Source organism: Mucilaginibacter dorajii (assembly GCF_024808255.1).
In the GTDB taxonomy this organism is placed as follows: domain Bacteria; phylum Bacteroidota; class Bacteroidia; order Sphingobacteriales; family Sphingobacteriaceae; genus Mucilaginibacter; species Mucilaginibacter dorajii.
In genome coordinates, this window is the sequence record NZ_JANTYS010000001.1 from 433,127 (window position 1) to 446,133 (window position 13,007).

Sequence of the window (13,007 nt, forward strand, 5' to 3'; positions counted from 1 at the left end):
TAGCCATCAAAGGGCTTATTAAATTATTACGCGTATTAGCCATTGGTTTATTTATTTTTTGATAGCTCAGAAACAGCTAAAACTAAGCAGGTCATTTCCCCTGTATTTCATTTAAGTTCAAATCCCTATCATTTATGTCAAATCTATTAACTGCCAGGGAGCTCAAAGAGCAGGGCTCTCTTGTTGACCTATTGAGCCGGTTGGGGTACCAACCTGTTCCGAAACGCGGTCGTGAAAGAATGTATTACAGTATGCTCCGGGACAACGGTACCCAGCCGTCCTTTTGTGTAAATGATGATCTTGGTGTATGGTTTGACCATGGGGCGGGCAAAGGAGGTAACATTATCGACTTTGGCTTAGCCTATTGGAAGAATTTGGGTTTTAATGAAGTGGTCAAGAAAATTCAGGACGTTTGTTCTGTTGCCCCGGCTGCCCCCAGGGTACTAAGGCCCCGCAAACCTGTTAAGGTCTACCATGTTGTCGAGAAAGTTAAGCCTTTAGGTGCACATCCAGCGATAACGGAATACCTGAAAAGTCGAGGCGTATTTGACGTGGCAAAATTTTACCTGAGCGAAGTTTATTATTATGTAGAAGATGATAACGATACACGAAAGCATTATTTCGCTGCTGGTTGGCTAAATGAAAACAATTCATGGGAAGTTCGCAACCGGTATTTTAAAGGTTGTATGGGACACAAAGGCATAACTTTCATACCTGGGCATCCCAAACAGGCAGCCATTTTTGAAGGCTTTATAGACTTTCTAAGTTGGCGTTTTGAAAATCCCGATGCCGAACATAGTATCATCGTGTTAAATACGCTAACATTGTTACACCAGGCAATTAATAAAGCCAAGGCATTTTCTTGCCTTGATATTTATTTTGATCGAGATAAAGCGGGTGTTTTGGCGACCAGGGACTTTATTAAAGCCCTTCCATATGCTACTGACAGGTCAAAAGTATACCAAGGGTTTAACGATTATAATGATAAAATTAAAGCACAGCTGAAACCATTTGTTGTTGCACGAGAAGAGAAAAACAATTTCTTTTCAAAAGTACAGGTGCCATTTGAAAGGTAGGAGCCAACCGTCTTTTAGCTTCAAACTTTCGAATTCATAATCCAAAACTCCGTTGTTTCTGCAACGGCAAGATGTCTTTTTGTTACACAAAAAGTCTCTTGCCCTTCCAGGGGGGGATTTAAAAAATTTCGCGACTCAATTTTTCTATGGTTGACTTTAAGAAGCTAAACGGACGACCGAAATTAGAGAAGGGTAGGCGCAGCAAATTCATTAATGTCAGATTCACCGATGATGAATATAAGGAGATCGCTGATTTAGAACGGCAGTTGGGTATCTCGAAGACAGAACTGATCAGGATGCGGGTTTTAACCGATGTGAAAGAAACAGTGATAAACGCCAAAGAACTAATTAAACACCTGGACGCTTTAGGAGCTGAAATGGGGCGGATTGGCAATAACATCAACCAACTGGCCAGACATGCCAATGTACTTAAATTAAAGGGTGCCCTTAATGCAATGATCGTTGAAAAGTTTAACCGGCTTTTCGGGGATTATATCCAGGTTCAACAGATGCTCGAAGCGTCCCTTCGGAAGATCATCCGGACTATGGGAAATTAAAGCTTTTTCCAGCCTTTAATTTTAAGGTATAGGGGCCGGACGAACCTTTTTTACATTTCATCCAATCAATCTCCATCTAATGATCATTTTTGAGCACGTACGTTGTCCGCTGCACCGGTACACCTTTTCTGTGAAACCGATTCGGGATTGGGTAGAGCGCTCATGCGAAGGAACTGTTTTGAACCTATTTGCTGGTACAACCATATTACAGGTTAATGAGCTTCGTAACGATCTTGACCCTGAAATGCCCGCTGATTTTCATATGGACGCACTGGAATTCCTGCGGAGCTGGAAAGGCCCCCGTTTCCAAACGATTTTGCTTGATCCCCCTTATGCCTATAGAAAAAGCATGGAACTCTATAAGGGCATGGTTTGTAGTCCATTCAGGCAACTCAAAGATGTTGTTGAGCTTTGCCTGGAGCCGGGTGGCATTGTGATCACATTTGGTTACCATTCAATTGTAATGGGAAAGGGCAGGAGATTTGAACTTGAAAGGCTTGCACTCTTTAGCCATGGCGGAGCTATCCATGATACCATTGCCAGTATCGAAAGATTTTCTCCTTCGATAACCCCAGGAAGCATTTAGTAGAAAGTGGTTATATTGATGCCCTGATACTAAGATATACCGGTAGGTAGATAAGCAGTTATCAGAATATACAGATCACCAAGTATCCCGTTCAAACGATAGCAAGTTATACAGATATTACTTTATACAGATACCCGGATCTCAAGTTATTTCAATACCCTGATACGAACGCAGACCGATATACCGATAGCCCGTTATTAAGATATACAGATCATCAGGTATCCTGATCAAAGGATACACAGACACACCGTTATTATTTTACACGATTACAGATGTCATCCGTTAGCCCGTTACGACTTTATACAGATCGGCAGTTGTAATGATGATTGGATAGGCGTTTACAGGCCATACTGATGGTCGGGTAGATTGATATACGGTTACGGTGTTACTTCCTTTCCTCCACTCTGTCAATCTATGATCGCCCACATCCTTGAAAAACCTTCCAGGACTTTTGCCGGCGTAAAGTACAATACCAATAAGGTTGACCGGAATACAGGAGAGCTGATGCTGATCGCCAATTTTGGCGCCATACAGGCGCTCAGTAACCCACGGCCACAGGACCTGGTCAATTATCTCCTCATGCTGTCCGCTCAAAATAAGAGCATTAAAAAAAACACACAGTTTCACGCGGTCATTTCAGCGCGCGGGCGAAACTATAGCAAACAGGAATTAACAAAAGCTGCAGTGATGTGGCTAAAAGAAATGAAATATGGCGACCAGCCGTACCTGATCGTTTTCCATAAAGACACCGATAATCATCACGTCCATATTGTTAGTTCACGGGTAGGCAAAGATGGTAAACAAATCGACCGCGATTATGAACAGGTGAGGGCGGTCAGAAGCATAGACAAGGTTCTGGGTTACTCCTTCGCCATGCAATACCACTTTAGTACCCAGGCGCAGTTCTATATGATTCTGGAGAATCAGGGTTTCCTGGGGCGTGACTATATCAATGAAAAAAAGCTGCAGCAAAAAATAGATTCCTATGTGCCTGATAAGGCAAGGATAGCTGAACTCAAAGCGTTGTTTATTGCTCAAAAAACTTCGCCCGACTTCGTGCAGCAGCTGAAAAGACAATACCTGATCGACCTGGTATTTCATTCCTCAGAAGGGAAAAAACCTTATGGTTATACAGTTATTGACCATGCTACCAAACAGGTCTTTAAGGGCAGTGAAATACTAAGCCTGAAGTATCTACTTGACGACAGTATCAATTTTGAACCAGTAAATCAACAACCCGGCATCGATCTACATGATTATTTGGACAAAGAAGCCATTACCTATTATTCTGAATATGTGCCGGAAGGGGCGTATATCAGGCCTGTCATGATCTCCGACGACGTGGATGATCAGCAGGTACTGGGCATGAAACGGCGCAGGCAAAAGAAAGCAAGAACTAATACCCGCTAAGGGATAAACCCATGAAAACTTATGATCTGTTTATTTGGCAACCAAAAGGGTGGCGTAGGAAAAAGTACGCTCACCGTCCTATCAGGGAACTACCTGAGCCTGGCTAAAGACTGGCCGGTAACCATTATTGATATGGATTATCAGCAATCAATCTCCCAGAAATTTGAAAAGGCGAAAGTGCTGGAGAATGATGAGCCATATGATGTAATGGCGGCAACGCTGGAAACTTTTCCGGTATTGAGCAACGTGCTCACTAAAAGCAAAAGGGATGCGATACTGATCGATTTGCCGGGTAAACTGGATGACGATGGGTTAATACCTGTTTTTAAATGCGCTGACCTGGTCATCTGTCCTTTTTCCTATGATGAATTTACATTTGAATCGACCGTTTTATTTGCCGTTGTGCTTAAAAAGGTCAACCCGAAAGTACAGGTAGTTTTTATCCCTAACCGGATCAAAGCGAATGTCAAGTTCGAGATCATGAGCGAGGTAAATGAACAACTATCCAAATTCGGTAAGATAACGGCAGCCATACCTGACCGTATCGACTTCCAAAGGATCACCACCTTTCAAACGCCCTTATCGCTTTACAGTGTAATTACACCAGTATTCGAAGAAATATTCGCTGACCAACTATGGAAAAAATGAAATCATTAGCTGACCAGCTACGTGAAAAAATGGTTAAGCCGGGTGGCGGCTACCAGGGAGCCGGGGACGAAGTCCATAAAAAGGTCCCGAAAAAGGCGGACAAAATCATGGAATCCACTATACTCAAAGCCTTGATCGCCTATGATAACAGCGATAACAAAAACATGGTGCATGTCCGCTTCGATAAGCAGACCGCGGATATCATGAATAAATTTAAAATGGCCACAGGAGTAGACGTGACCAAATTCGTTGCCTTTGCTGTAAAACATTTATTCGACACCTACCCCGAATTGAAAACCATTATTAAACAGTTTATACAAAACACAGACTTATGACCTGGATAAAATTTACGCTATGGCTGCTCGGTATCTATACCAGCTACTATGCAGCCCTGATCATTTGGGATTACCTGCGCAACAATCGTGGGGATACCGGAAACGATCAACATGAACTCACTTTTGTGGAAGATATTGAGCCGGTTAGATCATACGCAGACGAATCTATTCCAAATGGAAAAGAATCATCAGTTGTTTTTTCAGGAGGTGTCAGCCTCAAGCAGATGTTCAACCTCGCCCGTGAAGAGTCGGTCGAGTACACCAAAGCCGTTAGTTTTTAACATATGAAATTTTTCCTGACAGCCTGGTGCAGCCTGCTCACGATGATAGCGGTAGCACAGCCCGGTATAACTGATGGTTCATTGGCGCAGGCCAAACAAGACCTTTCTTCATCGTTTTTTTCAGCCTTTGATTTTGCGCTAACGCTCGCCCTTTTATTTGGCCTCATTGGCGCACTTAAAATATACCAGAATTGGCAAATGGGTAAGGATCGGATAGATTCAGCCGTTGCCGCCTGGTTTTTCGCTGCTTTTTTTATGATCCTTTCGGGTCCTTTTTTACGGGCATTGTTCGGAATCTGAATGCCTGTTGTATTTAATGATGCTTCTTCCCAGGAAGCAATAAAAGATTCCTGTCTATATTATCTTCAACAATAACCTGCTATAGGTTTAACAGAGCAGTTAATACTGCCATTCCCTTTGGGTGAATTTTTAGGGGCGCTGTTCGTGATCTGAACGCTCTTTTACCATACATGGCCATCTCCCGGGTGGCCTTAAAAGATCTCCGCCTTTATTTTTTTCTCCCTTTTAATGTTTACAAAAACAAAAAAGTTATGGGCCTCAGCCGTATTGCTGGCCCTGTCTGTACCTGTGTTTGCGCAAAGCGGCGTTAACGGCCTCAACACAGCGACCTCTACCTTAAAAACCTATGTAGCCCCGGTAACAAACATCACCCTGGTGATCGGCGGTATTGTCGGTATCGTTGGTGCCATCCGTGTTTACTCGAAGTGGAATTCGGGTGATCAAGACATCAACAAAGAGCTTATGGGATGGGGCGGCAGTTGTGTCTTTCTCGTGGTTTCCGCATTGGTGATCAAAGCTTTCTTCGGTTTATAATGGCCAGGAAGTATCCCGTTTATAAGGGGCTGCAACGGCCCCTTATATTCAAAGGCTTCAAAGGCAAGTTCATTTATTGGGGTATAGCCTCACTTTTAGCAGGACTTGTATTTGGGGCTTTAACCATGTCACTGGTCAATATGTGGCTCGGAGCCATGGTTCTCATCGGCTTTATTGTTGGCGGTTTATTATTTACTGCCGGCAAGCAAAAAGGCGGCCTTCATTCCAAAAGCCGCGCTTCAAACATTTACATTCTTAATCGTTATGGGCGTAAAAACCTTGTTTAACATTCCCTATGCGGGAGTGGATAAAGACGGTGAATACGATTTACTCATAGGCCTGAATGGCGAATGCTCTGTCGTTATCGAATTAGTCAACCCCGTCATCCGCTATTCCGCTTATCCGGCAGGATATGAAGAGTTTCACCATCTGCTCATTAATGTCGTTAAAATATTAGGCGATGGTTATCTCCTGCAAAAGCAGGATATCATCAGCCGTTCACGCTATAAGGGCCAACCCGCCAGTGAATACCTACAAAAACAGTATAACGCGCATTTTGACGGGCGGGAATGTCTGAAGGTCACTACTTATTTAACCATAACGCGCCGGGTCAAAAAGGGCGCGTTTTATGTTTATGATGCCCGTGTTCTGCGGGATTTCAGGCAGGCTATAGGCAAAGTATTGGACGTGCTGCCCTCTTCAAAGGCCTTGAATGAAGGCTGGTTGAACCAGCTGGTTTTACAACTGCTCAGTATGGACTTTGGCGGGGCCAACATCGTACTGGATAATCTTGCTCCCTCGGAAACCGAGATCAGGATGGGCGAAAGATCAGTACGCAGTATCAGCCTGGTCAATATCGATAACATCGATCTGCCGCCTGAGGTTTCCACGCACATCGAACTCAACGATAAGGAAAGCATGCGCGGGTTTCCGGTGGATTTCCTGTCATTCCTGTTCAAAGTGCCCGGTGTCGATGTGATCGTTTATAACCAGGTCATTGAAATACCCAACCAGGTCGCAACGCTCCGAAAGCTGGAGCAAAAAAGGAAAAGGCATGCCGGTATCCCTGATCCAGCCAATCAACTATGTGTAGAAGATATCGACCTCCTGTTAAACGATGTCGCCCGAGAAAACCAATTACTGGTCAATTGCCATTTTAATATCCTCGTGGCAGCGCAAGCCAACGCCATTCAAAAGGCGGTCAATTTTGTGGAGAACTCGCTCTTCCAGTTAGGGATTATCCCCAGCAAAAACGCTTACAACCAACTGGAGCTTTTTCGCACGGTACTGCCCGGGAACGGCGTGGAGCTAAAGGAGTATGATTGGTTTCTCACTACCTGTGATGCGGCTGTTTGCTTCTTCTTTAAGGAATCACTGCCCAAAGATGAACTTTCCGATTTCCTGATCAGGTTTACCGACCGGCAGGGTATTCCGGTGGCCATTGATCCCTCTGACCTCCCTATGCGGACAGGGCGGATCAATTCAAGAAACCGCTTCATTTTAGGCCCCTCAGGTTCCGGTAAGAGCTTTCTGACTTGTTCACTGATAGAAAATTACATGCTCTACAATATGGACATGGTGATTGTCGATACAGGCCATTCCTATTCAGGGCTATGTAAATATTATCAGGGCAAATACATCACCTACACAGATAAGAAGCCTATTACCATGAATCCCTTTCAGATCACTGAAGCGGAGTACAATATTGAAAAAAAGGATTTCCTGTGTACACTGATTGCTGTTGCCTGGAAAGGTGCAGAAGGAACGTTCTCCCCGGTAGAGCGTGACGTAATCGCCAATGTGATCTCAGCTTACTATGGTAAATTCTTTGCCACCGGCGGGAAATTGAACTTCAATACTTTTTATGAGTTCGCGCTGGAAAAAATACCCGAGATAAAAAAGGAAGAGAAAATTCCTTTTGACTTTGACGAGTTCCGCTATGTCCTTAAGAAATTCTACAATGGCGGCGAGTTTGCAGCTATTCTAAACAACGAAACGGATAAATCCCTGTTTACCGAACGCTTTATTGTCTTCGAAATTGACAGTATAAAGGAGCACAAGATTCTCTTTCCACTCGTCACGCTCATCATCATGGATGTATTCATCCAAAAGATGAGGTACCGTTCCGACCGGCGTAAAACCTTGATTATTGAAGAGGCCTGGAAAGCTATCGCGAGCCCGCTCATGGCCGGCTATATTTTGTACCTCTACAAAACGGTACGCAAGTTTTGGGGGGAGGCTATAGTTGTCACGCAGGAATTGGGAGACATCATTGGCAACGCCGTTGTTAAAGACAGTATTATCAATAATTCAGATACTATCTTTTTGCTTGACCAGACTAAGTTTAAAGATAATTATGACCAGATCGCCTCCCTTCTTTCCATTAATGAAACTGAAAGGCGCAAGATTTTTACCATCAATCAGCTTGATAATACAGAAAACCGGGGCCGGTTTAAAGAGGTATATATTCGTCGCGGTGCCGTTGGAGAAGTATATGGTGTAGAGGTATCGCTTCACCAATACCTTACTTACACCACAGAAAAACCGGAAAAGTCGGCGGTAGAAAGCTATACCAACCGCTTCGGTTCTTACCCGGATGGCCTTGATGCCTTCGTCAGGGATTTCAAAGACAGCGGTAAATCCTTATCGGCTTTCATTTCACAGGTTAATCAAAATCAACAATCATGAAGAATTATTTTGTTAAATGGACATTATTAGCCATAGTTTTTTTAGCATCTCATTATTATATGTATGCACAGACATTGACCGTAGATCCTGCCGTTTCAGCGGCAATCGCCATAAATGCAGGTGTTATTAACAGCCAATTGAAAACGACCAATGACAAGTTAAATCTCATCCAGAAGGAACAGCTGGCGGTCAGTGGGCAGCTGGTTATTGTCAACAACCTGCAAAACAAGATCTACCAGGGTTTGAGCCAGATAGCATCAGTAATTAATAACCTGTCGACCATAAAAGAAATAGCAGCATGTGGCTCAGATATTATCAGAGATGTGGAATCATCAGTCAAACTGGCCAAGTCCGATCCGGTATTACTGCTGTTTGCAGAACAGGGAACCAGGGACTTTGAAACAAGGGCCACTATCCTTGCCGCGGATGTCAGCGCATTCGTGCTGAAAGGCGGAAAAGATAATCTCATGGATTCCGGCGAAAGGGGAAAATTGCTCAATCATATTGCCGATGAAATGCGCATCCTTCGCGGTATCGCCTACGGCATGAGCCGGGCGATGTACTGGGCAAAGATCAACGGCATTTTTCGCTCGCTTAACCCCTGGGCCGAATGGCAAAATCAGGATGTTAGAATAGCCAATGATGTTTTAACGAATGCCAAATACCTGAAGCAATGAAACACGAAGTCATTATGATCTGCCCGCTGTGGAAACAATACCGTATTTACAGAAGATCGCATAGGATACAGACTGATAATATATCCCCAAAAATGCTGAAAGCCATGCAGGCCTTCCAATTCCTGGGGGATTGCCTCGAATATCTGACCTCACCGGATCATATCGTTTTTATCTGGGTTACCGAAAAATTCACAGAGGAATGCAAGGATTACATGAAGCGTTTGGGCTATGAATATCATCAGTATCTGATATGGCACAGGCCAAAGTGGAAAAGGGGAGTCTCAAAAGAGGTCTTTGAATACCTCATGATTTATTATAAAGGTACTTTGTTTTCATCGGCAATAACTTTTCCAGATCCCCTAAAGTCGCCATTTACGGGCAGGGTTAAAAACCGGAAACGCAAACCGGCGGATGCCTATGCTTTAATAGAGAGTTTATTCCCAAACAGATCAAAACTCCAGGTTTTGGGTTCCACAAGCCGTCCCGGCTGGAATGTGTTCCACCACAATAACAATAAATGAAACTATTTATGAAAGCCATATTAATGATCCTGGCTATCCTGATAGCCTTTGGCGAAAAAGTCTTTGCACAGCAAAAAATACTGGATATTCCCGCCCTTCACCAACTGGTGGATGAATCTGAATCGGAAAATAAGCTGCAGGTAAAGGCAAAGAACCAGCAGGCTTTAACAACAGCAAATGAACAGGCCAACCTGACCTTACTGGGTAAAACGAAAGCCATGTACCGGACTTTACAACAGCGGTATAATACCCTCGGCACCGCGATAAATATTGCAGATATCGGCATATACGCTTCACCGATGGTCAGCCGGATCATCAGCAACCAGGCCCAAATCGTACAATTGGTACAAAAAAATCCGGCCTTAATTGCTATCGGGTACCAATCTGCGTTGCAGTTTACTTCACAGGCCAGGAGCCTGGTGGCCTACGTTACAGGCCTTTCTTTATCGCTTGGTAATGTTAACCAAATGAAGGCATCCGACCGGAAGATGCTTTTTGATTACGTGATCTCTGAACTAAGCAATATTCAGGATTTGTCCGGCAATATGCTTAACATGATGCAATACTCCAGCCTCGCCGCACTGTTAAGGGCGGCCAATCCATTTCAGAATTTTATTGATGCGGATAAGTCCATCGGGCAGGACATTATTCAAAACGCCAAATACCTGAAACAATGAAAAAAAGAATCCCTGGGCTCCTTACACTTTTCGCCCTTTACCTTTCGCCTCCCTTAATGGCGCAGGAATACGTCATCGACTACCAGCACCTGGTTGCGGTCTCTCAAAATGCTGCTGTAAGGAGCGGTGCGGAGGCGACACATGAGCAATACCTCAGTAAGATCAATAATAATATCAATGACCTCAACACCAATGTTGGTTCAGTGGTGCTTGCCCAGACCATGATCTACGAAGGGCTTTCCAATGTCAACTCTGCCTTAAAAGATGGTCTTGCGGTCAAAAACATCGCAGTCATCATTGCCGATATGACCGGTTATATCAATCAAGCCCTGGCGATGGCCAAAAGTGAACCTTACCTTTTGGCATTCGCAGGCAATATTGCTGCTGAAATGCGAACAAGATCACTGACGCTGGTTAGCGATGTTTCCGGTTATATCCTTAAAGAAGGCAATAACGTACTGGCTGATTATAATTCCCGAGACCAATTGCTGCGCAAAGTAATTACACAACTCCAAATACTGGACGGCTTAGCTTATGGTGCCTGGAAGTCTATGTACTGGGCGAGGCAGCGTGGTCTTATCGCGTCAGCAACACCATTTGCAGGCTGGGTTAGCCAGGATAAAACCTATGTCAGCCAGATCATTCAAAACGCTAAATACTTGCACCAATGACCATCATTCGACATAGTCCGATGATAGCTTGAATGCCTTTTAAAAACAATTAAATCATGGAAAAATTTTTAATTCCTATAACATTTATGCTGCTAGCATTCATTAGCAGCTGTTTCGGCCAGTCGGAGGTGAATGACCAAAGCGTCCGCTACCAGGAGCAACGCATGGTTTACCTGCAATGGGACCAGAATAAGTTCACGCCAAAGGCGGGATTTCTCAGCCTCAACCCGTATTACTGGCTGACCTGGGGTTTATTTCACCCCAGTTATCACAAAAAGGATCTGCGGCCGCTGAGCGCGACGGGGCCGCAAACCCAGCGGCTCGCACTGGTGGGTGCCATGAACAGCACCGATAATAAATACAAACTACAATCAGATACCGTGCGCAAAACCGCGCTTTCTGAAATAGCTAACCAGTCCGGTTTAACTTCAGATTTTGACCCTTTGTGGCAATTGTATTATAGTAATGAGCTTAAACCTGTGCTGAATAATTCGACGGCTTCCATATTAGGTGGGCTTTCGCCGCAGGTCAGCGCTAAACTGCTTTCCGAAGGTTTATATGACTGGTATAAAAATGAACTGGATATGCTCAAAGAAAGAATCCAGGCGGCACATTCCACGATAATGGATAGGGGAGCCCGGATACTGGCCTACCACCGCTACCTGATGGAATACCGCAGGCTTGCCGGGATATGGGCTATCCGGACCTCATCGGCGCAAGCCACTATCAATATGACCGCACAACAGCATAAGCTGAAAACCAACCAGGTGACGGTCAGCGAATGGACACCACAGACAGATATCCGGATCGCCAAACAAGTTTTACAACATTTGCAATGAAGAAGAAAATATTTCTATTAATACTCCTATGCTTTGATATCACAGCAGTATTTGCCCAAACGGCAAGCACGCCCGACAATGGCAAGACTTTGCAGTTCTTACAGGGTGACGGTGTTTACGAGGAAGGTGTCATGGTGTTTTTGAAAGGCCTCAAAGATTCCGTGTGGGCGCATTTTGATATGTTTATCACCGATGCCAAAGCACTTTCTGCTATTTTTATGATCATCTTTTTTGCTATTAAATCCTATGAGATGATGGCAGGCGATAAGCAGTTAGAGATCATGCCATTATTAAGGCCCTTTGGTTTGGCCATGGTCATCTTATGGTGGGGGCCATTCACCCGGATAATCGCTTTTCCGACAGATATTGTTGCCAGTCAGACAGAACAAATGTTTAGCAGCGAACAAACCATTGTCAACAACCTGCGGCTTAACCGCTCCAGCCTGATGCTGGCAGTAGCCAATTCCCTGTACACCTACCAGGCACAAACCGAAGTTGCTGAGAAAGAAAGCGATACCTGGTATGGCCAGGCCTGGGATTCCGTAACAAGTACTGTTAAAGAGGGGATCAGCAGCGTAGTTTCACCATTGCTGGAATTAAAAAACAGGCTCACCGTTGGGATGCAGCTACTCTTTACGCAGTTATTGGAACTGTTAGGAATATGGATACTGCGTTTAGCGGTGTACATTATCTTTATGATTCAGATCATTTACTCCTCCATTCTGATCATGCTCGGCCCCTTTGCTGTAGCCGTCAGTATATTGCCGGCTTTTCGCGATAGTTTCAGCACCTGGATAGCCCGTTTTATTTCGGTGAACCTGTATAGCGGTATTGCATACCTGATCATGTACATCTGCGGGCTGATGCAGGAATATGCGCTGAAATCAGAAATTAGCAAATACACGGAACTGGTCGGCGCAGATGGAACGAACACGAACCTTCAAAAAATGGCCTGGTTTGCCGGCAATGGCATCCTGTCCTTCGGCACCGTGATCATTGTATTTTTAATCGGCGCGATCTGTATGTTCACTGTGCCCAGTATCTCTACCTGGATCATCTCTACGTCCGGCATCAGCTCGGCCACTTCAACCTTTGCCCGCAGTGCGGGTACGGTAACCAGTATGGCGAGGAAAGCTGCCGGCAGCTTCTTTTAATTCTTTTTTTTCGTTCTCTTTTTGATGTCAGGGCTGACCCGCTAACGCGGGCC

At 44.5% G+C, this 13,007-nt stretch carries 17 protein-coding genes; all 17 read left to right on the plus strand.

The features are described 5' to 3' along the window. The first annotated feature begins 134 nt into the window (after positions 1 to 134). The 17 genes from FHS10_RS01465 to FHS10_RS01545 all read left to right on the plus strand — a co-directional run bounded on the left by FHS10_RS01465 (position 135) and on the right by FHS10_RS01545 (position 12,954). A complete protein-coding gene (locus FHS10_RS01465) occupies positions 135 to 1,076 on the plus strand; it encodes a DUF8464 domain-containing protein (protein WP_259086961.1) in 942 nt (313 codons plus the stop codon). 146 nt (positions 1,077 to 1,222) lie between these two features. Further along, the gene (locus FHS10_RS01470) at positions 1,223 to 1,633 is read left to right on the plus strand and encodes a plasmid mobilization protein (protein ID WP_259086963.1); all 411 of its coding nucleotides are present in this window, start codon (positions 1,223 to 1,225) and stop codon (positions 1,631 to 1,633) included. Between the two features lie 79 nt (positions 1,634 to 1,712). Then, positions 1,713 to 2,219 carry an RsmD family RNA methyltransferase gene (locus FHS10_RS01475; protein WP_259086964.1) on the plus strand — a complete coding sequence of 169 codons (507 nt, stop codon included), beginning with the start codon at positions 1,713 to 1,715 and terminating at the stop codon, positions 2,217 to 2,219. A gap of 414 nt (positions 2,220 to 2,633) precedes the next feature. Further along, entirely contained in the window at positions 2,634 to 3,629 is a 996-nt protein-coding gene (locus FHS10_RS01480; protein ID WP_259086966.1) for a relaxase/mobilization nuclease domain-containing protein, read from the plus strand. Between the two features lie 21 nt (positions 3,630 to 3,650). Next, on the plus strand, positions 3,651 to 4,277 hold the full coding sequence (locus tag FHS10_RS01485; protein ID WP_259086967.1) for a ParA family protein: 627 nt from the start codon (positions 3,651 to 3,653) through the stop codon (positions 4,275 to 4,277). Then, on the plus strand, positions 4,265 to 4,612 hold the full coding sequence (locus tag FHS10_RS01490; protein WP_259086969.1) for a hypothetical protein: 348 nt from the start codon (positions 4,265 to 4,267) through the stop codon (positions 4,610 to 4,612). The genes FHS10_RS01485 and FHS10_RS01490 overlap by 13 nt, the downstream gene beginning before the upstream one ends. Continuing rightward, the gene (locus FHS10_RS01495; RefSeq protein ID WP_259086970.1) at positions 4,609 to 4,893 is read left to right on the plus strand and encodes a hypothetical protein; all 285 of its coding nucleotides are present in this window, start codon (positions 4,609 to 4,611) and stop codon (positions 4,891 to 4,893) included. Before FHS10_RS01490 ends, FHS10_RS01495 begins: the two co-directional genes overlap by 4 nt. A gap of 3 nt (positions 4,894 to 4,896) precedes the next feature. Then, the gene (locus FHS10_RS01500) at positions 4,897 to 5,193 is read left to right on the plus strand and encodes a DUF4134 family protein (RefSeq protein WP_259086972.1); all 297 of its coding nucleotides are present in this window, start codon (positions 4,897 to 4,899) and stop codon (positions 5,191 to 5,193) included. A gap of 228 nt (positions 5,194 to 5,421) precedes the next feature. Further along, entirely contained in the window at positions 5,422 to 5,727 is a 306-nt protein-coding gene (locus FHS10_RS01505) for a DUF4134 domain-containing protein (RefSeq protein WP_091169525.1), read from the plus strand. After that, complete coding sequence (locus FHS10_RS01510; protein ID WP_259086976.1) at positions 5,727 to 6,014, plus strand: plasmid transfer protein; 288 nt, start codon at positions 5,727 to 5,729, stop codon at positions 6,012 to 6,014. Before FHS10_RS01505 ends, FHS10_RS01510 begins: the two co-directional genes overlap by 1 nt. Beyond that, on the plus strand, positions 5,992 to 8,415 hold the full coding sequence (locus tag FHS10_RS01515) for a TraG family conjugative transposon ATPase (protein ID WP_259086978.1): 2,424 nt from the start codon (positions 5,992 to 5,994) through the stop codon (positions 8,413 to 8,415). The genes FHS10_RS01510 and FHS10_RS01515 overlap by 23 nt, the downstream gene beginning before the upstream one ends. Next, positions 8,412 to 9,092, plus strand: a complete 681-nt coding sequence (locus tag FHS10_RS01520; protein WP_259086980.1) for a hypothetical protein — start codon at positions 8,412 to 8,414, stop codon at positions 9,090 to 9,092. Before FHS10_RS01515 ends, FHS10_RS01520 begins: the two co-directional genes overlap by 4 nt. Then, the gene (locus FHS10_RS01525; protein ID WP_259086982.1) at positions 9,089 to 9,613 is read left to right on the plus strand and encodes an MT-A70 family methyltransferase; all 525 of its coding nucleotides are present in this window, start codon (positions 9,089 to 9,091) and stop codon (positions 9,611 to 9,613) included. Before FHS10_RS01520 ends, FHS10_RS01525 begins: the two co-directional genes overlap by 4 nt. An 8-nt stretch (positions 9,614 to 9,621) precedes the next feature. After that, entirely contained in the window at positions 9,622 to 10,290 is a 669-nt protein-coding gene (locus tag FHS10_RS01530) for a hypothetical protein (RefSeq protein ID WP_259086983.1), read from the plus strand. Then, positions 10,287 to 10,961, plus strand: a complete 675-nt coding sequence (locus FHS10_RS01535; protein WP_259086985.1) for a hypothetical protein — start codon at positions 10,287 to 10,289, stop codon at positions 10,959 to 10,961. Before FHS10_RS01530 ends, FHS10_RS01535 begins: the two co-directional genes overlap by 4 nt. Before the next feature lie 56 nt (positions 10,962 to 11,017). Then, positions 11,018 to 11,800 carry a hypothetical protein gene (locus tag FHS10_RS01540; RefSeq protein ID WP_259086987.1) on the plus strand — a complete coding sequence of 261 codons (783 nt, stop codon included), beginning with the start codon at positions 11,018 to 11,020 and terminating at the stop codon, positions 11,798 to 11,800. Continuing rightward, positions 11,797 to 12,954, plus strand: a complete 1,158-nt coding sequence (locus tag FHS10_RS01545; RefSeq protein WP_259086988.1) for a TraJ family protein — start codon at positions 11,797 to 11,799, stop codon at positions 12,952 to 12,954. The genes FHS10_RS01540 and FHS10_RS01545 overlap by 4 nt, the downstream gene beginning before the upstream one ends. The last annotated feature ends 53 nt before the right edge of the window (positions 12,955 to 13,007 follow it).

What these genes read in the sequence shown, in the direction of transcription:
- FHS10_RS01475 (WP_259086964.1), top strand. Translation starts at nt 1,713, where the DNA reads ATGATCATTTTTGAGCACGTACGTTGTCCGCTGCACCGGTACACCTTT.
- FHS10_RS01505 (WP_091169525.1), top strand. Translation starts at nt 5,422, where the DNA reads ATGTTTACAAAAACAAAAAAGTTATGGGCCTCAGCCGTATTGCTGGCC.
- FHS10_RS01525 (WP_259086982.1), top strand. Translation starts at nt 9,089, where the DNA reads ATGAAACACGAAGTCATTATGATCTGCCCGCTGTGGAAACAATACCGT.
- FHS10_RS01500 (WP_259086972.1), top strand. Translation starts at nt 4,897, where the DNA reads ATGAAATTTTTCCTGACAGCCTGGTGCAGCCTGCTCACGATGATAGCG.
- FHS10_RS01495 (WP_259086970.1), top strand. Translation starts at nt 4,609, where the DNA reads ATGACCTGGATAAAATTTACGCTATGGCTGCTCGGTATCTATACCAGC.
- FHS10_RS01470 (WP_259086963.1), top strand. Translation starts at nt 1,223, where the DNA reads ATGGTTGACTTTAAGAAGCTAAACGGACGACCGAAATTAGAGAAGGGT.
- FHS10_RS01535 (WP_259086985.1), top strand. Translation starts at nt 10,287, where the DNA reads ATGAAAAAAAGAATCCCTGGGCTCCTTACACTTTTCGCCCTTTACCTT.
- FHS10_RS01515 (WP_259086978.1), top strand. Translation starts at nt 5,992, where the DNA reads ATGGGCGTAAAAACCTTGTTTAACATTCCCTATGCGGGAGTGGATAAA.
- FHS10_RS01510 (WP_259086976.1), top strand. Translation starts at nt 5,727, where the DNA reads ATGGCCAGGAAGTATCCCGTTTATAAGGGGCTGCAACGGCCCCTTATA.
- FHS10_RS01480 (WP_259086966.1), top strand. Translation starts at nt 2,634, where the DNA reads ATGATCGCCCACATCCTTGAAAAACCTTCCAGGACTTTTGCCGGCGTA.
- FHS10_RS01520 (WP_259086980.1), top strand. Translation starts at nt 8,412, where the DNA reads ATGAAGAATTATTTTGTTAAATGGACATTATTAGCCATAGTTTTTTTA.
- FHS10_RS01545 (WP_259086988.1), top strand. Translation starts at nt 11,797, where the DNA reads ATGAAGAAGAAAATATTTCTATTAATACTCCTATGCTTTGATATCACA.
- FHS10_RS01490 (WP_259086969.1), top strand. Translation starts at nt 4,265, where the DNA reads ATGGAAAAAATGAAATCATTAGCTGACCAGCTACGTGAAAAAATGGTT.
- FHS10_RS01530 (WP_259086983.1), top strand. Translation starts at nt 9,622, where the DNA reads ATGAAAGCCATATTAATGATCCTGGCTATCCTGATAGCCTTTGGCGAA.
- FHS10_RS01540 (WP_259086987.1), top strand. Translation starts at nt 11,018, where the DNA reads ATGGAAAAATTTTTAATTCCTATAACATTTATGCTGCTAGCATTCATT.
- FHS10_RS01465 (WP_259086961.1), top strand. Translation starts at nt 135, where the DNA reads ATGTCAAATCTATTAACTGCCAGGGAGCTCAAAGAGCAGGGCTCTCTT.
- FHS10_RS01485 (WP_259086967.1), top strand. Translation starts at nt 3,651, where the DNA reads ATGATCTGTTTATTTGGCAACCAAAAGGGTGGCGTAGGAAAAAGTACG.